The sequence below is a fragment of the Runella sp. MFBS21 genome, from assembly GCF_029433105.1.
In the GTDB taxonomy this organism is placed as follows: domain Bacteria; phylum Bacteroidota; class Bacteroidia; order Cytophagales; family Spirosomataceae; genus Runella.
On the sequence record NZ_JARNTW010000017.1, the window covers coordinates 36,400 to 62,541 of the forward strand.

A 26,142-nucleotide genomic window follows, 5' to 3' on the forward strand; every position below is an offset into this window, starting at 1 on the left:
GCCAAATTTTTTCTCTAAATTTTCGACCTAGAACCACACACCTACAAAAGCTCTTTTAGAAATTCCTTATATTTTTCAAAATTTTCATACATGAATCATTCGTTACTTAAGTATTGTGTTACTGTTTTTTGTGCGATGCTTTTGAGTGTGGCAGTTGTAGCTCAAACGCGTACGGTGACTGGAAAAGTTACCTCTGCCAATAGTGGGGAACCGATGCCAGGCGTAAACGTGACCCTCAAGGGAGCTACCACGGGGGCGAGCACTGATATTGAGGGCAACTATCGTATTACTATTCCAAGTGGCAAAGCTACGCTGGTTTTTTCATTTATTGGGATGCTTACCCAAGAAGTCAATATTACAAGCCGCACTACCATCAATGTCGAACTAGTTGAAAGCCCTACTCAACTCAATGAAGTGGTGGTCACGGGTTATAATTCCACCCAAAAGAAAGATATACTAGGGTCAATTACTTCTATTTCTACCTCCAAATTTAAGGATATTCCGGTAGCGGGTTTTGACCAAGCACTGCAAGGTCAAGCTGCTGGCGTACAAGTGACACAGTCTTCGGGTACGCCGGGTGGAGGAGTTGCAGTGAGGATTCGAGGAAATACCTCTATCTCTGCTTCCAATCGCCCACTTTTTGTAGTTGACGGTATTCCTGTAATGGATGATGCCGTATCAGGGCGTAGTTTTGGGGGGCAAAACGACAATACACTATCATTTATTAACCCCAATGATATAGAGTCGATGCAAGTCCTGAAAGATGCATCGGCCAAGGCGATTTATGGATCAAGAGCTGCCAATGGGGTAGTTCTTATTACAACAAAAAGAGGAAAAGCCAACTCTCGTACTACGGTAACGCTTGATGCACAACGAGGTATCGTAGATATCATCAAAAAGGTTGATTTGTTGAATTCCAGCGAACTACTCGCTTTACAAAGAGAGGCGGTCATCAATGCAGGGCAAGACCCCGACCGCAGAGGGCTCATAGCGGGTGTAACAGACGGAATCAATACCGATTGGTTGGATGCGATTTTGAGGCGAGGTATTTATCAACAATATCAAGTTTCGGCAAATGGAGGTAACGATAAAACGCGGTTTTATTTAAGTGGAGGGTTTAGGGATGAAGAAGGCGTGCAGCTCAACAACCGTTTTACGCGTTATTCTGGGGCGTTGAATTTAGACCATAAAGCTAGTAATAAGTTTACCATTAGTTCAAATTTGGCTTTGACCTTTACAACCAATGACCGGGTCAAAGGAGACAACTTCTTGGATGGGGTGTACTCGGGAGCTATAAAGAGTCTCCCTTATTACTCTCCCTACAATGAGCAAGGGCGACTTTACGCACCGGGTGATGCCAATTATCCAGGTTTTCCCAATTTCAATCCCGTCGCACAAGCTGTTTTGCCCCGTTTCAAAACCTACGGAACCAAAATTTTAGCGGGAGTAAGTGGCCAATACGAAATCATTAAAAATTTAAAGCTCACTAGTAAAGTTAGTTTGGATTATAACAACTCTGAAGAAGATCAATATGAGTCTTCGGCTACGGCAATTGGTGGCTTTTTGCCCGCAGTAGGTGGGCAAGGGTATGGGGTATATAGTACCAATACACTTTATACACTGCTCAATTCAAATACCCTTACTTATTTGTTTAATATAGGTGAAAAACATCATTTCAATACACTTTTGGGGGCTGAAATTTTACAAACCAAAAATCGTAGCTCTTTTGCGTCAGGAAGAATTTTTCCAAGCGATGATTTTACTTATATCAACTCGTCGGGCGTACAGGATGCCGCCGGTTCTGGATTTGCCCAAAATGGCCTAATGTCAGGTTTTGGGGAAGTTAGGTACGATTTTGAAGAAAAATACTTGGCCACCTTTACGGCGCGTTATGATGGTTCATCACGCTTTGGGCCGAATCGCCGCTTTGGCTTTTTCCCCTCCCTATCGTTAGGGTGGCGCCTGTCTGAGGAAGAGTGGCTCAAATCTTGGGACTTTCTCCAAGATTTGAAAGTAAGGGGTAGTTTTGGATATACAGGAAATGAGCGCATCGGAAACTTTACCTATTTAGGTACATGGGCGGCCTCAACCTATAGTGGTGCCACGGGAGTAAGCCCTAACAATCTCAATAATCCATTGCTCCAATGGGAGCGTACCCGTGAAGCAAACGTTGGAATAGATGCTTCTTTTTGGAGTGGACGTTTGAGTGTTATTATAGAGGCTTATGACAACCTCACCGATAATTTACTCTTTAACCAACCTCTCCCGCTTACTACTGGGTTTGGGGGTTTTCAGGGTAATATCGGGTCTATCTCCAATCGCGGCTTAGAATTTACCCTTTCTACTGTTAACATCGATAGAAGTGGAGATGGAGGGGTTCGTTGGAATACTGATTTGAATCTCTCGCACAATCAAAACAAAGTAGTTCAACTCGTAAATGATCAACCCCTTTTTCGTGGTTATACTGCCAATGGTGTAAGTGCTACCAACGTCATTTTACCTGGTCAGCCTTTGGGTACATTTTGGGGATTGAAGTTTTTGGGAGTGGATGTAGCCACGGGCGATGCACTTTATGAAGATTACAACAAAGACGGCAGAATTAGTCCTGATGATGCGCAAGTAATCGGCACAGCACAGCCTAAGGTCATTGGTGGTTTTACCAATCGTATTTCTTGGCGAAATTTTGATTTGAGCGTATTTTTTCAATTTACATACGGTAATAAAATTCTTAATTTCTCTAATACTACTTTGCTAGATAATGGTGCAAACCTAGAAAATAATCAGGTGAGGGCTGCTTTGAGACGTTGGCAAAAACCTGGCGATATTACTGATGTACCTCGCTATGAGTTGGGGAATACTTATAATAATTACCATAGCAGTCGCTTCTTAGAAGATGGCTCTTACCTTCGCCTAAAAAACGTCGCATTGGGCTATAACTTACCGCAGCAGTGGTTGAGTAAAGTAAAGGTCAGAACTGCACGCTTGTATGCCACGGGCATTAACCTTTGGACTTTGACCTCCTACTCTGGGGCAGACCCCGAAGTAAGTACTTTGGACGGTTCTACCTCTGCTCAAGGGATAGACTTCTTTACATTGCCCCAAACTCGGAATATTACTGTAGGATTAACTGTCGGATTTTGATAGAAGAAGGCTCGTGGGAATTTTTTAAATGTTTCAACTGAAATTACACATGAACAGATACCATATTTCATTTACATTAGTAATGGCCTTGTGGCTAAGTAGTTGCCGAGAGATATTAGAACCTAAGCCTATTGATATTTTGGCCGATCAGTTTGTACTCAATGAAGCAAAAGATGTAACAACAGTGCGCTTAGGGGCTTATGCTGCTTTCCGTAGCACTGCTGCTCCTAAGGTGATTGTAGGAGATTTTACGGCCGATTATATACAGCACAATGGTACTTTTACGGATTATCAAGAACTTGGAAACAAACAAATCACTTCGGCCAATGGTGTAGCTGGAGCTTTATGGGGAGCTATTTTCAATACAATTTATGTATGTAATTTTTTGATAGAGAAGCTCCCTACGGTACCGGGCGTTCGGGAAGCTGATAGAAAATCAGTAACTGCTGAGGCTCGTTACTTGCGCGGAATGGCCAATTTCATCGGGGCAACTACTTTTGGTGGAATTCCCAAAGTAACCACTACTGATATAGATGCCAATAAAGTAATTGCCAAATCTTCTAAAGAAGAGATTTTGGCGAGTGCGCTTGCCGATTTTCAAGCTGCTTTGACAGACTTGCCCGAGGGTAGCCCTACGCAGGGACGTTCGGTATTTGCGGGTTATGCTACTAAAGGAGCTGCGAGAGCAGCACTGGCACGGTATTATCTATACCAAAAACAGTGGGCAGAGGCCGAAAACTACGCTACTTTGGTTATTAATTCTGCAAACTATGAGCTGGTAAATTACATTGATGTAGTGGCTAAAGATTTTAATAACGAATCCATATTTGAAGTAGGTTATACAGCATCAGATGACCCTGGAACAAGTGCTTTTGGCTTGAACAACTTGCTCGTGGGTCGTAGAGAGGTGATTCCTTCAAATCAGTATATTTCTCAGCTTATCACCCGTGATGCTGGCGAAAGGCAGCAAACTATCTCGTTTGATTTCAATGAACAAGGTGGTGGGGACAATGGCTGGAGAGTAGATAAGTATGGCACACCCGATGAAGACAACAACAATATCGTTATTTTCAGATTAGGTGAGATGTACCTTATTCGGGCGGAGGCTCGGGCTCAACAAGGACGAGTAACAGGTGCCAATGGGGCGTTGAGTGACATTAATGTGCTTCGCACTCGGGCTGGCAAAAATTTAGCTACCGATCAAAAACCCCTCTTGATGACAGCGGCCTCGCAATCAGAAGCACTCTTGATTATTGAAAGAGAACGATTGTATGAATTGTCTTTTGAAGGACACCGTTGGTATGATTTAGTACGCACAGGGAGAGCACAGGTAGTTATGTCTGCTTTTTCTCCTAATTGGACTCAGAAATATGAACTTTGGCCAATTCCTCAGACCGAAATACAACGCAATCCGTCGCTGGTAGGTCAGCAAAACCCAGGGTATTAGATTTAAAAATATTGAAACGAATTAGTATTTAGCAAAATACATTCCTTATGAGAAATAAAAAATATTTGTTTAACGGGACCGTAGCGGTATTTTTCTTGCTTTTTATGGTAGCGGCAGGTCTTGGATTAGCAGGTTGTGAAGAGCAGGTAATTGTATATGACGGGCCTAACTTCGTGAGATTTTCGGATACTACCTTGAGCTATAAGGAGAGTTATCCCAAAGCGATTAAGATAAAAGTCCACAACGGAGGACCCATTTTGAACGAATCTATCAATGTATCTTATACCGTAGGCGGAACAGCTCGCGAAGGCCGTGATTACCGTATCGAAGGCAATAAAGGGACGGTTATTATTCCGCTAGGGCAAAGCTTTGGGGAGATTACATTGTATCTTCTCAATAATTCCAATAACATTTTAGAATCAAGTTCTATTGAGTTTACCCTTACCTCCGTATCTCCTAGCGATAAGATAAAAGTGGGTTTTGGCGAAGGAGGATTAGGCACAAAAATGACCTTTACCATACACGATGCTTGCATTATGGAAGGATTATTTACGGGGCAGCTCCCAGTAGGTGGCAATCGGGTGTATCAAGTAACCGATATCGATATTGCTAGCTCAGATTGTAAGCGATATACAGTGTCAAATATCAATATTGGTTTGCTAGGGTTTCCCCAGTTTTTTAATTGGGATGCTCCTGTAGGATTTGAAGCTGAGCGCCCGAAGCTTGATTTTATAGATAATGGCAACAATACCCTGACGATTCCTCCTCAAGCAGTTTCGGGACTAGCTTCTGGCTACGACACTCTCTCGGGAACAGGGGTATGGAATCCACTCAATAAGCGTATTACCCTCAATATCAGGTGGAAAATTTATCGCTTGGCTGATGGTAAAGATAGTGTTGTTACTATTCCGCTGACTTATATCCCTCAGTGAGGTTAGTTGCTATAAACAGTCTGGCTGTAAAAAAACTTTTAAAAAGAGTCATATGAAATCAATTTTAAATATTGTCGTTTTTGGCTTGATGATAGCTATCGCAAGTAGCTGTTCGGAGAAACTGGAGCCGAAGCCCATTACCTATTCTCAACTCTTGACAGGTACCGAAAAAAAGTCGTGGGGGCTTACATCTGTTACTATTGTGGATCAAAAAGATCCCTTTGATCTTCCAGGTAATCAGGTTCTTAACCCTTGTGCATTGGATGACCAATTTGTGTTTTATGCCGATGAAGAGAAAAAAATGGAGTATACAAACGGAACGCTAAAATGTAGTGCAAGCGAGCCTGCTGTTCTCATTACTGATACTTGGCAACTGACCAATGCTAATGCTACCCTCGAAATTGGTATTCCACGTATTTTTGGGGGCGTTAAGTTGCCATTTATAATCAAAACCCTAACTGAAAATACAATGGTACTGGAGATATTTTTTGATGATATAGATGCCAGTTATCGTTTTACTTTTAATTCAAGCAGCAAATAGCATGTCAAGAGTATTTACGCGTATCCTGTTAGCTTCGTTTATGCTGGTAGTGGGCTGGGTTCAGGCGCAGCGTCGTCCAGAGCAATGTGCCACTATGGAGATGGATAGCTTGTTACGATTACGGCATCCTGAAGAAGGTTCACTCAGCGAGTTTGAGCGAGATTTGCAGCGAAAAATGGTGCAAATCAAAGCTAAAATGGCCGCAAATAGAGGTACTGCCGAGGTGATTACGATTCCAATTATAGTTCATATTGTACACAACGGTGAAGCAATAGGCACGGGGCGTAACATTAGTCAAGCGCAGGTGCAATCTCAAATCGAAACCCTCAATGAGGATTTCAGAAGAAAGGCTAACACCAATGGCTTCAATAATGATCCTCGTGGGGCAGATATCGAAATAGAGTTTTGTTTGGCGCAGCTAAATCCACAAGGTCAACGGATGGCAGAGCCAGGCATTGAGCGTATCAATGGCAATCGGGCCGATTGGGCGCGTAATGATATTGAAGGAACTCTTAAACCTACTACTTCTTGGGACCCCAACAAGTACTATAATGTGTGGGTACTTGATTTTGGTGGCCAAGATGGAAATCTTTTAGGATATGCCCAATTTCCTAGCAATTCCAATTTAGCAGGGATTCCATCAGGAGGAGGAGCTGCTAGTACGGATGGAGTAGTGATTAATTACGCTAATTTTGGAAATGCTCAAAAAGGTAGTTTTCCTATTTTGGCCGCGCCCAACAATCTAGGTCGGACGCTTACTCATGAAACTGGCCACTGGTTAGGCTTACGTCATATTTGGGGAGATGCTTCTTGTGGAGATGATTTTTGTGATGATACTCCTCCACAAGCTTCCGAAAGCCGTGGTTGTCAGAAAGGAAGGGTAAGTTGTGGCTCTACCAATATGGTCGAAAATTACATGGATTATTCCGATGATGGCTGTTTTAATATTTTTACACGCGACCAAAAAACAAGGATGCGAGCTGTCATGGAAATAAGTCCACGTCGTGCTATTTTACTCACATCCAATGTGTGTGGTCAATTGGTCGTATCGCGTCCTGTTCCTGAGTTTCAGGCCGAAAATCGGGTTGTATTGCTTGGTGGTCAAGTGAAATTTACGGATCTCTCTTCTAGTTTTCCTACTGCGTGGCAATGGGAGTTTGAAGGAGGTGACCCCGCTACTTCTACTCTTCAAAATCCGACAGTCACTTACAAATCCCCTGGTAAATTCAAGGTATCGCTGATTGTATCTAACTCAGTGGGAGCTTCTGCGCCACTCGTCAAAACAGAATATATTGAGGTGATCAATGCAGGGCTTTGTACTACCATAACCAATTTTGTAGGAACTGGTACGGTGATAAAGCAAACTCCTGGTACAGGCTATGTCGCAGGGCAGAATAGCCGACGTACAAAGGCAGTAGCCGAATTGTTTGAAAATGTGTTGGGGTATACTAATCTTCGAGGTGCTTCTTTGAAATTTGGAGTGGCAAAAGCCGCCCGTGGTAGTGCTACCGAATCAGTGGTTAGGGTAAAAGTATGGAATGCTCGGGGCTTTCAAGGAGGGCCCGGTTCGGAGTTGACGGTCAAAGAAATCCCGCTTAGGCGTATCCTAGAAGATGTTACCAACAACCGTCCTACAAATGTGATTTTCGATCAAAATATTGACCTATCTCGACAAAACAACCTTGCGTTTTTGATAGGAGTAGAGTTTGACTATGTGGCAGGGGATACGGTAGCTTTAGTCACTACCAAAGATGGTGAGTCGCTCAATGCAACTTCTTGGGAGCAGGATGTGAATGGGAGTTGGGATCGTTATATTGTACGAACAGGTCTCAATGTGGCTCACGCTATCACGGCCCAAGTAGGGATGAAGCCATCCGTACAAATACAAACCTCTGCCCAATTTATAGACCCTGGACAAGCGGTGACACTTCAAGGTCGGGGTGCGGGAATTATCAACTGGTCGCCACCTGAAGGACTAAGTTCTACGCTTGGTCCTCAAGTAGTAGCTCGTCCTACCCGAACTATTACTTATTCTCTTAAAGGAACAGGTTCTGATGTATGTGTAGATTCGGCAAGTGTAACTTTATATGTCAGAAATGCGCAGGTGCTATCCAATGAAAAGCTGTCCGAAAAAGACTTTACTCTTACCCCAAATCCGACCAATGGATTGGTAGAAGTAAGTTTTACAAATGCCTTAAGAGGAAAAGTAAATGTACGATTGCGTAGCATAACAGGTGCTGAAATTTGGAAAGGAGACTTTGAAAAAGAAAGCGATATATTCAAGCATACTCTCAATATGCAAGGCTATCCGGCTGGCTCTTATTTTATCGATATTCAATTAGGTGAATTTGCCGACCGAAGGCGTTTGGTTAAGTACTAATACGGAGAGAGGTCAGATAATGCCTCATAAAGAAAAGCGATAACTTTTCTTTATGAGGCATTATTCTTTTTTATTATTACCAATTAGGATTTTCGCTCATAATCACCCAAATTTGCATAACAATACTAATTCAATAGAATATATTTATCTATAATCTATTTGCATAGAAGATAAATAGGATTGTATTGGTAATCCCCCCAAGGCCTCAAAAGCCTTCTTACATTTGAATTAAAAAATATAAAATCGATAGAATATAAGGATATGTCAATTCCATTCTCACCTAATGTTAGTGAAGCCGCACGCCGAGATATACTTGAGTTAGAAAGTAAAATCAGTGTATTTCGCAGCGGTGATGTACCCGAAGAGGCTTTTCGTAAGTTTCGTTTGGCCCGTGGAGTATATGGGCAACGCCAACCTGGCGTGCAAATGATTCGGATTAAATTGCCTTATGGACGAGTAACCGCCGATCAATTGGTAAGAATTGCTGATTGCTCAGACAAATATGCTACTGGAAATCTCCATGCTACTACTCGACAGGATATCCAGCTTCACTTTGTGAAATTGGCCGATTCGCCAGCGCTGTGGGCAGAGTTGGAAGATGCTCGTATTACCTTGCGCGAAGCTTGCGGCAATACCGTTAGAAACGTAACTGCTTCTGCTAAAGCAGGTATTGATCCTGATGAACCATTTGACGTAACCCCTATTACTCATGCTATTTTTGAATATTTCCTTCGCAACCCCATTTGTCAGGATATGGGGCGGAAATTCAAAATAGCTGTTTCTTCTTCAGAAAAAGATTCTGCTTATGCTTTTATGCATGATGTGGGATTGATTCCTCAGACTCGTATCAATGAAAAGGGTGAGTCTATCAATGGCTTCAAAGTATTGATTGGAGGGGGATTGGGCGCGCAGCCTTTATTGGCCAAGCAAGCCTACGAATTTTTGGAAGAAGAAGCCGTGATTCCTTTTATTGAAGCCGTTATCAGAGTATTTGACCGCTATGGTGAGCGCGTTCGTCGTCACAAAGCACGGATGAAATTCTTGTTGGCAGATATTGGTTTAGAAGAGTTTTTAAGAAGAGTTGAAGAGGAAAGAATCGCCGTTAAAAATAAGCAGTACAGTATTCCTACGCCTGCTTTTTTGGTCGATAATACCCTCTATCAAAGTGAAAGAATCGATACAATCACAAAAGAAGAATTGATAGCTCAATCCTTGACTCAGGGAGATAGCCAATATACACATTGGTTGAAAACCAACGTGTTTGAACAAAAACAAAAAGGATGGTATGCCGTACAGCTTCGTGTATTATTAGGCGATTTTCATTCTTCGATTGCCCGCCAATTAGCTGATGTTGTACGTCAGTACGCAGCAGATGATATTCGCGTTACGGTCAACCAAGGCTATTTATTGCGTTTTGTAAAAGCCGAAGACTTGGCGGCAGTTTACCAAAAATTGAATGAATTGGGCTTGGCCGAACCAGGTTTTGATACTACTGCTGATATCACTACTTGCCCCGGAACAGATACTTGTAACTTGGCAATTTCGAGTAGCTACGGAATCACGCGGGTCTTGGAAAGCATGATGAAAGAAGAATTTCCAGACCTCATTTACAACAATGACATCAAAATCAAAATCAGTGGGTGTATGAATGGCTGTGGGCAGCATAGCGCCGCTAATATTGGTTTTCATGGTAGCTCTCTCAAAAACGGTAAACTGGTTTTACCAGCTATTCAGGTATTGTTGGGTGGGGGATTCAATGGTGCAGGCGAAGGGATGATTGGGGATAAAGTAATCAAGCTTCCTGCCAAACGTGGTCCTCAGGCATTGCGCGTGTTGTTGAATGACTATGAAAACAATGCTTACGAAGGTGAGTATTACAACGATTATTTCGTGCGTCAAGGAAATAAGTACTTTTATGCTTTGCTCAAGCCTTTGGCCGATTTGACTTCTCTTGTAAGTAGCGATTATGTGGATTGGGATCATGATGAGCCATATCAGACCGAAGTAGGGGTAGGAGAGTGTGCAAGTGTGTTGATTGATTTAGTGGCCACAACTATCATCGAAGCACAAGAAAAATTAACTTGGGCTTCCGAAACCCTCACCAAAGGAGTTTGGGCCGATGCTATCTATCATGCTTACAATGTGTTTGTGACGGGTGCCAAAGCGCTCTTGGTAAGCAAAGGAGTATCTACAAATACTCAATATGGTATTATCAAAGATTTTGAAGAAAATTTTGGAACTGACTTCAGTGAAGGCGAATCTTTTAAAGAGTTGGTGTTTAGTATCAATAAAAATGAGCCAACTGAAGCTTTCGCCCAAGATTTTGTGACTAAAGCTGCTGGGTTTTTGAAAAAAGTTAACGAAATTCGGAAAGCCCAATTGGCCGAAGACGACGAGCCTGAACTGTCTTTGGTAGAATTTGGAAAAGATAGTTAATCCTATGACGAAAGTGACACTTATCGGGGCAGGCCCCGGCGATCCTGACCTCATTACGCTCAAAGGGCTAAAAGCTTTACAAACGGCCGATGTGGTATTGCATGATGCCTTGGCAAGTACTGAGCTGTTGGCACATTGTAAGCCATCTTGTGTGATTGTCAATGTAGGCAAGCGTTTTGCCCAGCATAGCTGCAATCAAGATGTGATTAATCATCTCATTGTGGAGTATGCCCAGCAATACGGCCACGTAGTACGACTAAAAGGTGGCGATCCCTTTATTTTTGGTCGGGGCTATGAGGAGTTAGAGTTTGTACAGCGTCACGGAATAGAAGTAGAGATAGTACCGGGTATTTCGAGTAGTTATGCTGTGCCTGCTTTGGCAGGGATTCCGCTTACTAATCGCGGTATGAGTGAAAGCTTTTGGGTTATTACGGGGACTACCAAAGACCATAAACTTTCGGCAGATTTACAACTTGCTGCTCAATCTACCGCTACGGTTGTAGTTCTAATGGGAATGCACAAACTGGGCGAGATTGTAGAAATATACGCCCAGCTCGGAAAAATTGACTTACCGGCTGCCATTATCCAAAATGGAACACGAGCCGACGAGAAGATTGTCACGGGTAAAGTAGGAAATATATTACAATTAGCCCAAGCCGCAGGACTTAGTTCACCAGCTATCATTGTGTTGGGAAATGTGGCACAACTCGCCGATAAAGTTCACCAGATTTCTCAATTTGCGATTAATTAACCCACCCTTTAATTCGGTTTCCGTTGTCGTAGAGGCTTTTTGAGTAACCCTCAAAAGCCTCTTTTCGTTTTTATTAAAAAAGCAAAAGTCATCTCGAATTTCGAGATGACTTTTGCTTCAAAGGAGAATTTAAAGAGGCTTGGCTTGAAAAACTTTAATAACACCGTCGTTTTCACTACTTACTACTAATAAACTTTGCTTCGTAGGACTATAAGTGGCTGAAATAAACAGCACTCCTTCTGGGGCATCACCAGATTTAAGAAGTTGTAAAAATACGGGAGCTTGTGGGTTGGTGACATCATAAATAGCGACGGCATCTGAGCGTTCGAGGCCCACAAAGATTACTTTTTTAGCACCTACTTGCCCAATTGCTATACCTTCTGGTTCTACACCTTTGTCGTCACTACGCCCATCATCATACAATCCGGCGGTGATGTTACGGGCTTCAAGATCATTTTGGCTGTCGAATACCAAAGCACCAGTATTACCATTCCATACACTGAAAGAACGAGCGCCAAAAGAGTACAGGGCGTCATAATCTTTATCGCCATCAGTGTCGCCGAGGGTAGTGGTGATATTAAGACGGCCTAGTTGTGCCTCCTGTTTGAGTGTACTGGCATTGGGAAAAATAGTAGGATCTAGCGCAACAGCATTAGCTCCGATACGGCGATTTTCGGCAAAACCAGTATATTCACGTACATCACCTTCGTTGGCCGTAAATAGGTAAGGAACGCCATTGTGCGTATAGGTGGCGATTGCATCAGGCTGATACATACCATATACAGGCCATGCATTCAGTGAAATTGCGTTGTCGCGGTCGCTAGGGTCTATCCCCGTAGGTGATGTATTATAACTTTTGAAGCCCAACGGAAAAATCCCCGTAATGGTTTTGCTAACAAGGTCAATTTTGGCAATAGCATTGTTTTCTTGGAGTGTCACCCATGCTGTTTTTGAGTCTTCAGACACCGTGATGTATTCGGGCTCGATGTCTTGAGCAAAGCTAGCATTAGGGCCAAAAATTCTCAAACCTTTTGCCATCAATGCGGCTTGTTGGCTGGCAAATGGACTAAAATCTAAGTTGACTACGGTATAATTATCCTTGACAGAAATAATAGACACACTCCCTACAGGGTCTACTGAATAGGCATCGTTGGGCTCGCCTTCGTTGGCTGTAAGGATAAAGTTACCGTCTTTTGAATAAGTAACCATATCGGGCAAAGCACCCACTTCTACCACTTTGATTTCGGCATAGGTAGTCGTATTAAACACCACTACTTTTCCAGACTCTTGTTTATTAAGAGATTCAATAGCGGCGGCCAAATGACCATTAAAAGTACTGAGGCTATTAACTGCTCCTCCGTAAGGCGCCATACTGATACTCCCGATGACCTTCATCGCCGAAGGATTGCTAAAATCCACTACGTCAATTTTATTTACTGTACCATTGTTTACTACAAAGAGCCTTTTTGTGATAGGGTCATAGGCGGTGATTTCGGCAGCACCTACGTCGCCTATATCAATCATGCCTATTTCGCTGAATGCCGAAGCGTCTTCATTGACAAAGTCAAGGTTGTGGTCAGCACAGCCAAAAAATAAGGTAATGAATACAATAGGTAGTAATTTTTTCATGAAGTTTTTTTAAACAAAAATAGGCATGGTGTATGATGCAGATATGACCCAAAAGTTAAACAGAAGTTAAATGTTGTGTATTTTTGGAACTTTTAGATAGTCCACATTTTTATATTATTTTAATCCTAAATTGGGTTTACAAATGCTATCCACTGAAGAACTCCGCCGCTATAGTCGCCATTTGCTGATTCCCGAATTCGGGATAGAAGGGCAGCAGCGCCTCAAGGCTGCCAAAGTACTTGTGGTGGGGTGCGGCGGGCTAGGTAGCCCTATTTTATTGTATTTGGCCGCGGCAGGAGTAGGTACTTTAGGAATTATTGATGGTGATAGGGTAGATGAGAGCAATCTTCAACGACAAATATTGTACGGCATTGAGTCGGTCGGGAAACCTAAAGTAGAAGAAACAGCCCGCCGTTTACAATCCCTAAATCCTTCGATAAAGATAGAGCCTTATTTTGAACAACTAACTTCTCAAAACGCTCTTGAGATATTAGAACCTTATGATGTAGTGGTAGATGGCTCTGATAATTTTCCAACGCGATATTTGGTCAATGACGCTTGTGTACTACTCAACAAACCACTGATATATGGTGCTATCTATCGATTTGAAGGACAAGTCGCCATTTTTAATTACCAAAATGGACCCAATTATCGCGACTTATTTCCTGCTCCACCTCCTCCAGAGCTTGCTCCTAACTGCGCCGAAGCGGGAGTGTTGGGGATTTTGCCTGGAATCATAGGATGCTTGCAAGCCAACGAAACCATTAAACTCTTGGCTGGTATCGGAGAACCTCTCACGGGAAAGCTCTACGTGATGGATGCGCTTACGCTTCTGTCTCGTACTATCAAAATTCCTCGTTTGCCCGAACGCCCCGTGATTGATAAACTTATCGATTACGACGAATTTTGTGGCGTCAAAAAAGAAATACCTGACGATGAAAATATAAGTCCTAACAAGCTAAAACTGTTGTTTGAAGAAAAGGCAGATTTTCAGCTTATCGATGTCAGAGAGCCTCACGAATACGCTATTGATAATTTAGGAGCTATCCTCATGCCCTTGTCTCAATTGGAGCAATGGGTACCCCAAATTGAGCAAGAAAAAAGGGTAATTATTCATTGTCAAAGCGGTATGAGAAGCCAAAAAGCTATTCAACTCTTGCGGGAAAAATATGGTTTTACAAACCTGAAAAATTTGGAAGGAGGAATCGTCGCTTATCGAAAACTAGGATAATTTTGGGCACTAAATCTAGCAGCATTTTGCTATAAATACTTTTTGTAATGACTACTCAACTCGTTGTTACGGCTGATGGTTCGCATACTTTATTGAACGAAGCACTCAATGTTCATTACCATTCGATTCATGGGGCTTTGCAAGAATCGCTGCATATTTTTATCGATTTAGGACTCAGAGAAGCCTTCAAACGATACCAACCCGAAAACGGCCCCGTTACTATTTTTGAAATGGGATTTGGTACGGGACTCAACGCCCTTCTTACTTGGCTAGAAGCCGAAAAATCTCAAATTCCAGTGCATTATGTAGCCGTTGAGGCTTTTCCCGTGGCTATTCAGCAGCATCAGCTGCTCAATTATGGAGGAGTGCTAAATGCCGCTCATTTCTCCCAACTTTTTGAAGCATCTTGGGGAGAAAAGGTTCAGATTTCTCCTTATTTCTCTTTAGAAAAGCATCATACTACTTTACAATCGTTTCAGACTTCGTGGAGGTTTGATGCGGTGTATTACGATGCCTTTGCCACTTCGGCGCAGCCTGAACTGTGGACACAAGATATTTTTGAAAAACTAGCTCAATGGCTTAAACAAGGAAGTAACCTAACGACTTATTGCTCAAAAGGCTATGTACAGCGTAATTTGAAAGCGGCTGGTTTTGAAATCCAGAAACATCCTGGCCCTGGACATAAACGTGAGGTGCTGAGAGCTATCTTTATTGACACTCATGTATAGGCACTAAGGTAGCTTTGAAGCGTGGCAAAATACCTTGCAGGCAACGCAATCGTAATACCGTCAATGGTGCATTTTGCTGAATGACTCATCAGAAAATCAGTCTCATGTAGGTTTTTTAGCTCACTCCACGGAAACAACAGCGGAGGATGCCCCATACCAAAGAGAGACATGACGTGTAGGTAGAGTCCATTTTCGCTAAATGCTACTCGCAAAATCCCATTGTAACTTACCATGCCGATGCGCCCTGAGATACCAGTATAAAGGCCCTTGGTTTGGAGAGGAGTTTTGTATTTGAGGGCTAAGCGCTGCCATCCACTTAGGTAAGACATCAAAAAAACAATTCCTGACCATAAAGCTGAAACTAGCACAATACACCCAGCGCAGAGACCCAATATCATCAAAAACTCTTTCATCGGATGTTGGAGAGCTTAGGGTTAGATAATCGTAAATAGAATATTCAACTTGCTAAACGAGGAAGGAGAGCAAATGCTTGAGTGTATTGTTGAAAAAAAACTTTGCGCTTGCGGCGAGCTATAGGTAAGCAAATCCCATTGTAAAGACGTATTTCATAGCCTGCGTAATTGCAGCTTTCAATCGCACTGAGGTTCACTAGATATGATTTGTGGATACGCGCAAAAAGAAAAGCGTCTAATTGGTCATTGTATTCTTTGAGGGTTTTGGCAATCAAAAACTTACGGCCATCTCGTAGATAAACATAACAATAATTGACGTCGCTTCTGATGTACAAAATCTCCGTAATAAATACCGACACGAAACGATTCATGAAAGGAAGGATGATTTTTTGATTTGAAAATTTACTACGATGAATTTGTAAAAAATGCGTTGAGTTAGAAATTGAATTCATGAGACTGAGCTATGGTTTAATTAGAAGGATTAGTCAAAACTAAGACTTAGTATTTTTTCCAAAAACAACCGATGAATAACTGGCAGCTTCAATAAAAAGCTGGCAGGCTTTGATGTATTTTTGGTAATTACGTACTTTGACTTACACTCCTAAAGCCCCTTTTAAATGCGCTATTGGTCACGGATTTTTGTAGGCTACTTTTTAATAATGATTCCTTGGGTAGGGATAGGGCAGGTGTTTCAAAATGTATGGGTCGAAAATTTTGATAACCGAAACGGACTTACCCAAAATACCGTTTGGGATATTCTTCAAGACCACTCGGGTTTTTTATGGCTCGGTACGGATGATGGCTTGCTGCGCTACGACGGCTATCAGTTTAAGGTATATAGGTCGGCGATTGGAAAAATTCAAAACGGCTTGGCGAGCAATAGCGTTCGGTATTTGTACCAAAATCAGGCAGATGTCTTGTGGGTTGGCACTCCCAATGGGCTTTCTCGTTTGCATCTAGCCACTGATTCGCTCAGGAGTTTTTTACCTAATATTCGGGTGAGGCGTATTGCTTACAGAGATAGTGCTAGCTTATGGCTTGCAACAAACAAAGGCCTTTACTATTTCAATACTGCCAACAATACCTTTTTTTGTAAAGCTCCTAATCTCAATGTGCTCAATGTCATATATTTAAATCCCCAACGACTGCTTTTTACTACTCCCGAAAAAACATGGGTGTTGGATGTGGTACAAAATCGATATTATCCAATTTTGAAAGAACTTCCCGAGGATTCCAATATCAGACCTATTATTTTAGAGAACAATATTGTTTGGATAGGTGTCGAAGATTTTGGACTATGGAAAGTAGATGCACGTACTTTTAAGGTAATCAAGAAGTATGATTTGCGGGAGTCGTTTCCTAAGCTCACTCGCTTTCCTGTACGAGAGGTGTTTAGAGACCGCGCTGGAAAGATATGGGTGAGTATTCATGAAGGAATTTTTTGTTTTAACCCCACTAGCGAAAAACTAGAGTTCTTGGCTTCTGATTTGGATTATCGGCGTCTCAATAGCCTCAAAGGAGCTCCCCTCAATAGTATTTATGAAGATAAGACAGGGTTGTTTTGGGTAGGAAGCAACAACAGTGGTCTCAATAAAATCAATTTGCGACTAGGTAAGTTTAGGACTATCAACCAAGACCAAGGACTAAACTACAATTTTGTCCTGTCTTTTGGAGAGTTTGGCAATCGGCTTCTGATAGGAACAGATGGAAAAGGAATCAATTTATGGAATCGTGATACCAATCAATTTGAAGTAGTAGAAACCCCCGAACAGCAGCAAAATCGGGTGTTTTCGATGGTGGAAGTGAGTCCTAGGGTATTTTGGTGCGCTACGGCTAGGGGTTTGATAAAAGTGGATGTTTTACAAAAAAAAATCCTTTCGCCTCTTCCACATGAGAGGGAATTGTTTGAGTATTTATCCCAATCTCATCTAAGAACCCTATACAAAGATAGTCATCAACGTCTGTGGATTGGTTCAGTAAAGGGTTTTATTACCTACGATTTTGGTACGCATCGGCTGCAACTATGGCCCAATGCTAATCAAGCGGGAGATATAGTTACTTCTTTTAAAGAAGACCAAGAAGGAAATATATGGATAGGAAGAGGAATAGGGTTGCAGAAGTATGTGGCTAAGTCGGGGCTGATAGAGTCAGTTCGGCTGATGCTGCCCAAAACTCAAAGTAAATTTGAAGACATAAGTGATGTAAACATTCAAGGCGACTCAATACTCTGGCTGAGTAGTTATCGAGTAGGGTTGGGTAAATACAATCTACGCACCAAACATCTCAAGCTTTATACGCCCACCGAAGGTTTGGCCAATAGCATTGTTTATGGCTCTTTGATTGATTCACAAGGCTATGTATGGATTAGTACCAATACGGGACTTTCTCGCTTTGATCCTGTCCGTGAGACTTTTACTAATTTTGATGTATACGATGGTCTTCAAAACAACGAGTTTATTGGAGGTTCGTTTTTGCTCTTAAAAAATGGTGAAATGGTGTTTGGGGGCGTCAATGGCTTCAATATTTTTCGTCCACAAGGTTTACAACGCAATAGTAATCTGTCGCCGGTAGCAATTACGGATGTGAAAGTCATGAACGAGTCGGTAGGGTTTGAGAGGGATTTGCCTTTGATTATTGATTATAAAAACAACTTTGTTTCTTTTGAATTTGCCGCCCTTGATTTTGCCGCACCTCAAAAAAACCAATATGCTTATCAACTAGAAGGTATCGATAAAAAGTGGATTTATAGTGGCAATCGTCACTTTGTGAGTTACTCACAATTGCCAGCGGGCGACTATACCTTTAAAGTAAAAGCAAGTAATTCGGCAGGTGAATGGAATGAAACCGCCACTACTTTTCGCTTAAGAGTTGTCTCTCCTTTTTGGGTCAAAGATTGGTTTAAAACCCTAGCGATTGTTTTAGGTGTGATCGGCATTGTATTTTTCTTTACCCACCGAATCAGGTTTATTAAGGAGCGTGAAAAAGAAAAAATTAACCTCAATCGACAAATTGCCGAGTTAGAAATGAAAGCGTTACGGGCGCAAATGAACCCCCACTTTATTTTTAATTGCCTCAATTCGATTAACAATTTCATTTTGCATGACCAAAATCGGCAGGCTTCCAAATACCTCACCAAGTTTGCAAAATTGATTCGTCAGATTTTAGACAATACCGATACGCCGCTAGCGTCGGTGGAGCGTATCGTCAATTTTATGAATCTCTACATCGAACTGGAACAAATGCGATTTGTGAACAATCGTTTTGATTTTGAGATAGAAATCGATCCCTTGCTCAATGCTCACGAAACGGTTTTTCCGACGATGATGATTCAGCCGCACGTCGAAAATGCGATTTGGCATGGATTGATGCACAAAGCTGAACGAGGGAAAATCTCGCTAAAATTTTGTCGAGAAAATAAAGACTACGTGTCGTGCATCATCGAAGACAACGGAATAGGGAGGACCAAAGCACGTGAAATAGTGCAGCATCTTTCGCCTAGTCGTAAATCCAAAGGAACTCAAAATGTATTGGATAGTATCGAAACCTTCAATCGACAACACAATACAGAGGGGGCAAAGATTATCATTGATGATTTGTATGATATGCAGCAACAACCCACTGGTACGCGCGTGAAAATAATCTTGCCTGACTTGGCACAACAAGGGTTGAAATTGGTAGACAATGGATTTTAGGGCGGATACTTTAGATACTCAACGTTATGTTAAAAGCACTCATTATTGATGACGAACTGATGGGCTGCCAAGCCTTAAAAAAAATGCTAGAGCCTTTTAGTTCCCAGATTTTTGTGGCGCAGTTTTGTCATTCGGCCGATGAAGGGATTAGGGCTATTCGGGCACTTACACCAGACTTGGTGTTTTTGGATATTCAAATGCCCAGCAAAAGCGGCCTTGATATGCTCAATAGTTTGGGGCATATTCCCTTTGAGGTCATTTTTACGACAGGTTTTGATCATTATGCCGTCAAAGCCTTTAAGATTGGAGCTGTCGATTATTTATTAAAACCTATTGATATAGATGAACTCGAAACGGCGGTAGAAAGGGCGATTGCTCGTATCAAGGGCAAGACCAATGTTATCCCAAATTTGGAAGTTTTTTTACAGAATTTGAGAGGAGGGCAAGCCGAAACCATGCAGATTGCTCTGCCCACACAGGAAGGTATTTTTTATGTGCCTATTAGAGAGATACTTCGTTGTGAGTCGGATGCCAATTATACCATTTTTTATATGGTAGGGCGCAAAAAAATCATGGTTTCTCGCAATCTGAAGGAGTATGAAGAATTGTTATCGCCTTATCATTTTGTGAGGGTGCATAATCAATATTTAGTCAATCTGAGACACGTAAAAAAATACATCAAAGGAGAGGGGGGCATCATCGTGATGAACGACGACACCCAAATCGAAGTAGCTCGTCGCCGAAAAGAAGATTTTCTGACCGAACTCGCTAAGTTGACCATCAAATAAGCCCCTAGCTGATTCGGCTCCAGTTGGTTTCTTCTTTGCGAAGCGAATCAATATGAGCTCTGATAGGTTCGTTTTTGGGTAAAATCAAATCCGTATCTTCTTGTAAAATCGCTTCGGCAGCGGCGCGGGCGGCTTTCAGGATTTCGCCATCTTTGGCCAAATCTGCAATCAGTAAATCAAGCAGACCGCTTTGCTGCGTGCCCGACAAATCCCCCGGCCCGCGTAGTTTGAGGTCCACATCTGCAATATCGAATCCATTGTTGGTTTGGCAGAGGGTATCGATGCGGAGCCTTGTGTCCTTGCTTAGTTTGACGCCTGTCATCAAAATACAATAACTCTGCTCGGCGCCCCGTCCTACGCGACCTCTGAGCTGATGGAGCTGAGAAAGCCCAAAACGCTCAGCACTTTCGATGACCATCACACTGGCATTGGGTACGTTGACTCCTACCTCTATCACGGTAGTAGCTACCATGATATGGGTTTCGCCCCTTACAAATCGCTGCATTTCGTCGTCTTTTTCGTAGGCCAGCATTTTGCCGTGGACGATGCTCACATGGTATTCGGGAAAGGCGCGCGTCACGCTTTCGTAGCCGTCCATGAGGTCTTTGTAATCCAGTTTTTCTGACTCTTCGATGAGGGGATAAACGATGTAGATTTGACGCCCTTTTTTGATTTCTTCCCTCAAAAAACCAAATACCGTGATGCGATGCTGGTCGTAGCGGTGTACTGTTTTGATGGGCTTACGTCCTGCGGGAAGCTCATCAATGATACTTAAATCTAAATCGCCATAGAGCGTCATAGCTAAGGTACGCGGAATCGGGGTCGCTGTCATGACCAAAACGTGAGGCGGAATCGTGGGGTTTTTAGCCCAAAGTTTGGCGCGTTGAGCTACGCCAAAGCGGTGCTGTTCATCGATGATACACAGCCCTAGATTTTTGAATTGAACGGGATCCTCAAGCAGCGCATGTGTACCCACTATGATATGAATGTTTCCTTCGGCTAAGTCCGGCAAAATCAACTTTCTGCCTTTTTTGGTCGTAGAGCCTGTCAGCAGGGCGATGTTGAGCCCAAGGGCATCGACAAATCCTTTCAATCCGCGATAGTGCTGGTCGGCTAAGATTTCGGTAGGAGCCATGATACAGGTTTGGGCGCCATTGTCGATAGCCATGAGCATCGCCACAAAAGCCACAATCGTCTTGCCACTTCCTACGTCGCCTTGCAGCAAGCGGTTCATTTGTTTGCCCGTTTTAAAATCTTCATGGATTTCGCGCAAGACGCGTTTTTGGGCATTGGTAAGTTCAAAAGGCAACAGGCCACCTTGGTAAAATTGTTTGACCAAATCTAGCTTCTGGAAGATTTGACCCGGATATTCGATTTTGTGAAGAATTTTGTTTTTCAACAATCGCAATTGATTGTAAAACAACTCTTCAAACTTGAGTCTTCTTAGGGCTTGATTGAGCGCTGCGTCGCTATCAGGCAAGTGAATATTCCACATCGCATCGGTTTTAGAGAGCAGCCGAAACTTCCGAACAAGTTCTTCGGGTAGGGTTTCTCTAAAATGTGGAGTAGCGAGTTCGAGCAAATTGCGCATGATTTTGCTCAAAAAGCGACTATCTAAATGCTTTTTGCGGAGAGTCTCAGTAAGGTTATAGATAGGCTGAAAATACCCGCCATTTTCGTTTTCGGGGTTGAGGGTTTCGATTTCGGGGTGGCTAAAATTGATGCGTTGCCCGTATCGTTGGGGTTTGCCGTAGGCAATGTATTCTCCACCTTCTTTAAGGTGCTTCAGGTGCCAGTCAATGCTCTGAAAATACACAAACTCTACCACGCCCGTACCGTCCGTAAATTCTACCGTAAGGCGACGTTTGTGGCCTTCTCCTACCACTACCATTCCTCTGATACGACCCTTAAGTTGAGCCGCGGGCATATCTTCGGTGAGTTCGTTGATATGGTGAAAACGACTACGGTCTTCATAGCGAAAAGGATAATACTGAATAAGTTCTCCGAAAGTAAAAATATTAAGTTGCTTATTGAGGGTTTCGGCGCGTTGGGGGCCTACTCCTTTCAAAAATTCAATTTTAGTTTCGAAAAAATTGGTAGTAGTTCTTGTTTGATTCATGGATGTTTATCTCGCTTATCTGGCATTCAAAGGCTCTCCTTAGGCGGAAGCTGCAAAGCCGCTAAAAAACTCAGAAGATAGATTTTTTAGTAAAAATAACCCATTAAGAGTATTTTTCCAATAAAGTTACGTTTTATCAAAAACTGTAATTTTATTCCAAAAATGAAACGCCGAGAAGCTCTTATTCACTTGCCTGTGGTTGCGGCCTCTTTGTTAGGTGGTACCACTTTGTGGGGGCAGCCCACCAAAAAAAAGTATCATTTAGGGGCATGTGACTGGTCGCTGCATCGAGCCTGTAATCCAGAAGTATTTGCCTTTGCCAAGCAGATTGGTCTTGAAGGAGTACAGTTGAGTTATAATTCGCGCAAGGATGAAACCTATCTCTTACGCCCCGAAAATCAAGAAGCAATGCGCGCCGCTGCTTTGCAAACGGGGGTGAAAATCGCAAGCTTGGCCATCGGCGAATTGAATAGAGTTCCCCTTAAGTCTGAAGCGCGAACTGTGGATTGGGTCAGCGGAAGTATCGATGCTGCTCATGCCTTGGGAGTGCAGGTCGTATTATTGGCTTTTTTTTCACAAGGTGATTTGCGCAAAGACGACGAAGGCAAAAAAATAGTCATAGAACGGCTGCGGCAAGTGGCGCCAAAAGCCGAAAAACAAGGCGTAATATTGGCAATAGAGTCTTACTTGAGTGCCAAAGAACACTTAGAAATCATAGAAGCAGTAGGCTCGCCCAATGTGCGCGTTTATTACGACCCTCGCAATGCTGCCGATGCAGGCCACGACCCTTATGCCGAGATTTTGATGCTGGGCAAACGCAAGTTAATCAGCGAAATCCATCTGAAAGAAAATGAATTTTTGCTAGGGCAAGGCTCTATTGATTGGAAGCACGTAAAAGTGCTTTTGGACGAAATTGAATATAAAGGGTGGGCTCAAATAGAAGGGGCTGTGCCCAAAGGAAAAACCGTGGAAGATGCTTATCCCCAGAATGTGAAGTTTGTACGTGAAGTGTTTGGATAAGCGGGCTTTAACTTGTCTTTGAATCACCATAAAAAACAATATTATGAACCGTCGTCAATTTATCGGTACCACCTTAGTCGGAAGTACTCTAGTGCATGAGGTGCTCCAAGCCCAGCCAGCTCAACTAAGTCAGCAAAAGATTTTTGTTTTTTCAAAGATGTTTCAATGGATTGACGACTATGAGCAGTTGGCCGAAACGGTGGCAAGTATTGGCTTTGATGGCCTTGATTTGACGGTGCGGCCGGGCGGGCACGTATTGCCTGAGCGCGTAGAGCAGGATTTGCCTAAGGCGGTGGAAGCTTTTCGGAAACATAAGTTAGAAATTCCTTTGATGGTAACCAGCATATTGGAAGCCGATGCCCAAACTGAGCGAATCCTAAAAACGGCAAAGTCGCTAGGTATCAAGCATTATCGTATGGGATGGTATCCTTACAATTTAAAACAAAACAACATAGCTGAGCAAAGCGTAGCTTTTGGACAGAAATTGAAAGCAATAGCGGCCCTTAATGACAAATACGGGATCACAGGCCAATACCAAAACCACTCTGGAAATTATTTTGGAGCGGCGATTTGGGATTTGCATTCGCAACTCAAGGGCATCAAACCCATGGCACTAGGATCTCAATACGACATCAATCACGCCACTGCCGAAGCAGGTGGTTCATGGGAAGCGGGCTTTCATTTGATTGCACCGCATATTCAGTCGATTGCAATTAAAGACTTTTATTGGACCAAGAAAAATGATAAGTGGGGTAAGCAAGGATGTCCGCTAGGAGAGGGGGTAGTCAACTGGAAAAAGTATTTGGAAGTGCTAAAACCTTATGACTTTAAAGTGCCCATCACTATGCACTACGAATACCCGCTCGGAGGAGCCGAAAATGGTGCCAAGAAACTCACTATTTCCAAAGAAGAGTTGGTGGTAGCGATGAAAAAAGACTTGAACCTGTTTAAACAATGGCTCGTAGAGGCCAAACTTTAGTAGGAATAAAGACAAGGATTTTTCTTAAATACTTTGGTAACACTGCGTTTAGTTGTGACCTTTGCCCACGTTTTGATTAAAGTTTTATTCATGCAAATACTTATCAACCAACTGGGCAAGCGTTTCAACCGTGAGTGGATTTTTAGGGAGTTAAATCTCGAACTACAAGCAGGGCAAACTTATACCTTCGTAGGGCCCAATGGAAGCGGAAAATCGACTTTGCTGCAAGTGATTTCGGGAGTGATACCATCTACCGAAGGCAAAATGGAGTATCGGCTTAATAACCAAACCATTGAAGAAGATAAATGGTATAAGCAGCTCATCATAGCGGCTCCTTATTTAGAACTGATTGAAGAGTTTACCTTGCTCGAATTGCTTGATTTTCACGCAGGCTTCAAACCTTTCAAAACGCCCAACGCCAAAGACGAAATTTTGGATAAACTAGAATTAGAGTCTTCTAAACATAAAGCCATCAAAAACTTCTCTTCGGGCATGAAGCAACGGCTTAAATTGGCATTGGCGTTTTATTCGGATGTACCTGTCGTAATGCTAGATGAGCCTACCTCCAACCTTGATACGCGTTGGTCGGCTTGGTACAGGGAAGAAGTGCAGCGCCTTGGCACAAATCAACTGTTGCTGATTTGTTCAAATATCCCTGCCGAATATGATTTTGCTGATACTGTGATTAATGTGGGGGATTATAAACCTAAAGGTAAATAGCAAACAGGACAGAGCGTGTTAAACACCTTCTGTCCTGTTTAGTTTTAGTTCCAATAATTACCGATCCCGACAATCACTACCGATAAAATTACGGTGGCAATTCCCAAAATAATGGTCCGATAAGTAGGAGTTGATACGCCTTTCCATTCTTTAAAGTAAATCCCCCAAACGTTGGATACAATGATGATGCAAGCCATGTGCAAAATCCATGAACTTGCGCCATTGCCTAGCTTGCTTTCACCCATACCATAGAAAAAAAACTGTAGAAACCAGGTAGTACCTGCAATGGCCGAAAATATATAATTGGTTTTGAGAGGGGCTTTAGAGTTGGTATAATCTACAAAAGTGCGATTGCGGGTATTGAGCAGCATACACCAAATAAAATTGGTAGTAAGCCCACCCCAAAGCAGCGGTACAAAAATGACGTTGTTTTGAAACAAAGGATTACTGCCATTTGCCAGCGCAGCTTCGGCCATGCTTTTACCGGCTTCGATACCAAAATTGAAACAAGCACTCAATACGCCCGAAATAGTAGCTACAATAAGCCCTTTCCAGAAGTCAAATTCTTTGACACTTTCTTTTTTCGCTTCTTCTGAGAGTTCGTTTTCTTTCATGACCCCTGCTTTGCCGCAGATATAAATCCCCAAGAGGCATACTGCTACGCCCAGTAAAACGATTTGGCCACCTGTACTTTGGAGCATACTCGAAAAAGTGCCGTGGGTATCGTTGGTAAACAAATCGCGATAAATGGGCGGAATGAGTGCCCCGAAAGCTGAACAAAACCCCAAAACAATCGCCATCCCAAGCGACATCCCTAAATAACGCATGGTAAGTCCAAATGTAAGCCCGCCAATTCCCCACAATACTCCCAACACATATACCCAAAATAGAATATTACTATCAGTATTTTGAATAATATCCATGAAATGAGGAACGGTCAAAAAAGCGGCTAAAAAAGGAGCTAACAGCCAAGAAAATATACCTCCTACAATCCAATAGCTTTCCCACGACCACTCACGGACTTTTTTGTAAGGGATATAAAAACTTCCAGAAGCAAAGCCACCTATAAAGTGATAGATGACACCAAATAGTACCTGCATTTGTGAAAAGGTTAAAAAAGTTTTGGGACGAAAGATAAGAGTTGATAGCTCTCGCTTTTACCCTGTACTCACCTGTTTCACGATGCAGGTATTAT

19 protein-coding genes are annotated in these 26,142 nt (G+C 42.6%); 14 read left to right on the forward strand and 5 right to left on the reverse strand.

Annotated features, from left to right (window positions below; translation table 11 throughout):
* Positions 1–90 precede the first annotated feature (90 nt).
* From P1X15_RS24325 to cobA, 7 genes are all read left to right on the forward strand, one after another.
* A complete protein-coding gene (locus P1X15_RS24325) occupies positions 91–3,141 on the forward strand; it encodes a TonB-dependent receptor (RefSeq protein WP_277340735.1) in 3,051 nt (1,016 codons plus the stop codon).
* Between the two features lie 49 nt (positions 3,142–3,190).
* Entirely contained in the window at positions 3,191–4,588 is a 1,398-nt protein-coding gene (locus P1X15_RS24330; protein WP_277340736.1) for a RagB/SusD family nutrient uptake outer membrane protein, read from the forward strand.
* Positions 4,589–4,635: 47 nt separating this feature from the next.
* Entirely contained in the window at positions 4,636–5,520 is an 885-nt protein-coding gene (locus tag P1X15_RS24335) for a hypothetical protein (protein ID WP_277340737.1), read from the forward strand.
* 52 nt (positions 5,521–5,572) lie between these two features.
* Complete coding sequence (locus P1X15_RS24340; protein WP_277340738.1) at positions 5,573–6,061, forward strand: lipocalin family protein; 489 nt, start codon at positions 5,573–5,575, stop codon at positions 6,059–6,061.
* Between the two features lies 1 nt (position 6,062).
* Positions 6,063–8,441: a M43 family zinc metalloprotease gene (locus P1X15_RS24345; RefSeq protein ID WP_277340739.1), complete on the forward strand. Its 2,379-nt coding sequence runs from the start codon at positions 6,063–6,065 to the stop codon at positions 8,439–8,441.
* Positions 8,442–8,702: 261 nt separating this feature from the next.
* Positions 8,703–10,877: a nitrite reductase gene (locus P1X15_RS24350; protein WP_277340740.1), complete on the forward strand. Its 2,175-nt coding sequence runs from the start codon at positions 8,703–8,705 to the stop codon at positions 10,875–10,877.
* A 4-nt stretch (positions 10,878–10,881) separates the two neighbouring features.
* Positions 10,882–11,628 (forward strand): uroporphyrinogen-III C-methyltransferase, encoded by a 747-nt coding sequence (gene cobA, locus P1X15_RS24355; RefSeq protein ID WP_277340741.1) that lies wholly within the window; start codon positions 10,882–10,884, stop codon positions 11,626–11,628.
* Between the two features lie 129 nt (positions 11,629–11,757).
* On the opposite strand, the gene P1X15_RS24360 is transcribed toward cobA, so the two are convergent.
* Positions 11,758–13,257: a choice-of-anchor I family protein gene (locus P1X15_RS24360; protein ID WP_277340742.1), complete on the reverse strand. Its 1,500-nt coding sequence runs from the start codon at positions 13,255–13,257 to the stop codon at positions 11,758–11,760.
* 142 nt (positions 13,258–13,399) lie between these two features.
* Between P1X15_RS24360 and moeB the strand changes: the two genes are divergently transcribed.
* The gene (moeB, locus tag P1X15_RS24365) at positions 13,400–14,488 is read left to right on the forward strand and encodes a molybdopterin-synthase adenylyltransferase MoeB (RefSeq protein ID WP_277340743.1); all 1,089 of its coding nucleotides are present in this window, start codon (positions 13,400–13,402) and stop codon (positions 14,486–14,488) included.
* Positions 14,489–14,535: 47 nt separating this feature from the next.
* Positions 14,536–15,216, forward strand: coding sequence for a tRNA (5-methylaminomethyl-2-thiouridine)(34)-methyltransferase MnmD (gene mnmD, locus P1X15_RS24370; protein ID WP_277340744.1), 681 nt, complete (start codon positions 14,536–14,538; stop codon positions 15,214–15,216).
* On the opposite strand, the gene P1X15_RS24375 is transcribed toward mnmD, so the two are convergent.
* Together P1X15_RS24375 and P1X15_RS24380 are read right to left on the reverse strand one after the other, a co-directional pair.
* Positions 15,207–15,629 (reverse strand): hypothetical protein, encoded by a 423-nt coding sequence (locus P1X15_RS24375; protein WP_277340745.1) that lies wholly within the window; start codon positions 15,627–15,629, stop codon positions 15,207–15,209. The two genes, mnmD and P1X15_RS24375, sit on opposite strands and share 10 nt — an antisense overlap.
* Positions 15,630–15,673: 44 nt before the next feature.
* Positions 15,674–16,000, reverse strand: coding sequence for a LytTR family DNA-binding domain-containing protein (locus P1X15_RS24380; RefSeq protein WP_277340746.1), 327 nt, complete (start codon positions 15,998–16,000; stop codon positions 15,674–15,676).
* Positions 16,001–16,246: 246 nt separating this feature from the next.
* Here P1X15_RS24380 and P1X15_RS24385 point away from each other — a divergent pair, with 246 nt between their 5' ends.
* Positions 16,247–19,321 (forward strand): two-component regulator propeller domain-containing protein, encoded by a 3,075-nt coding sequence (locus P1X15_RS24385; protein ID WP_277340747.1) that lies wholly within the window; start codon positions 16,247–16,249, stop codon positions 19,319–19,321.
* A 26-nt stretch (positions 19,322–19,347) separates the two neighbouring features.
* On the forward strand, positions 19,348–20,109 hold the full coding sequence (locus P1X15_RS24390; protein ID WP_277340748.1) for a LytTR family DNA-binding domain-containing protein: 762 nt from the start codon (positions 19,348–19,350) through the stop codon (positions 20,107–20,109).
* Positions 20,110–20,113: 4 nt separating this feature from the next.
* Here P1X15_RS24390 and recG read toward each other — a convergent pair whose 3' ends face one another.
* The gene (gene recG, locus P1X15_RS24395) at positions 20,114–22,228 is read right to left on the reverse strand and encodes an ATP-dependent DNA helicase RecG (protein WP_277340749.1); all 2,115 of its coding nucleotides are present in this window, start codon (positions 22,226–22,228) and stop codon (positions 20,114–20,116) included.
* A 162-nt stretch (positions 22,229–22,390) separates the two neighbouring features.
* Between recG and P1X15_RS24400 the strand changes: the two genes are divergently transcribed.
* The 3 genes from P1X15_RS24400 (at position 22,391) to P1X15_RS24410 (ending at position 24,947) form a co-directional block, all read left to right on the forward strand.
* Positions 22,391–23,248: a sugar phosphate isomerase/epimerase gene (locus tag P1X15_RS24400; protein ID WP_277340750.1), complete on the forward strand. Its 858-nt coding sequence runs from the start codon at positions 22,391–22,393 to the stop codon at positions 23,246–23,248.
* Between the two features lie 43 nt (positions 23,249–23,291).
* Positions 23,292–24,227, forward strand: coding sequence for a sugar phosphate isomerase/epimerase (locus P1X15_RS24405; protein WP_277340751.1), 936 nt, complete (start codon positions 23,292–23,294; stop codon positions 24,225–24,227).
* 90 nt (positions 24,228–24,317) lie between these two features.
* On the forward strand, positions 24,318–24,947 hold the full coding sequence (locus P1X15_RS24410; RefSeq protein WP_277340752.1) for an ABC transporter ATP-binding protein: 630 nt from the start codon (positions 24,318–24,320) through the stop codon (positions 24,945–24,947).
* Between the two features lie 44 nt (positions 24,948–24,991).
* On the opposite strand, the gene rhaT is transcribed toward P1X15_RS24410, so the two are convergent.
* Positions 24,992–26,047 (reverse strand): L-rhamnose/proton symporter RhaT, encoded by a 1,056-nt coding sequence (rhaT, locus tag P1X15_RS24415; RefSeq protein WP_277340753.1) that lies wholly within the window; start codon positions 26,045–26,047, stop codon positions 24,992–24,994.
* Positions 26,048–26,142: the final 95 nt, after the last annotated feature.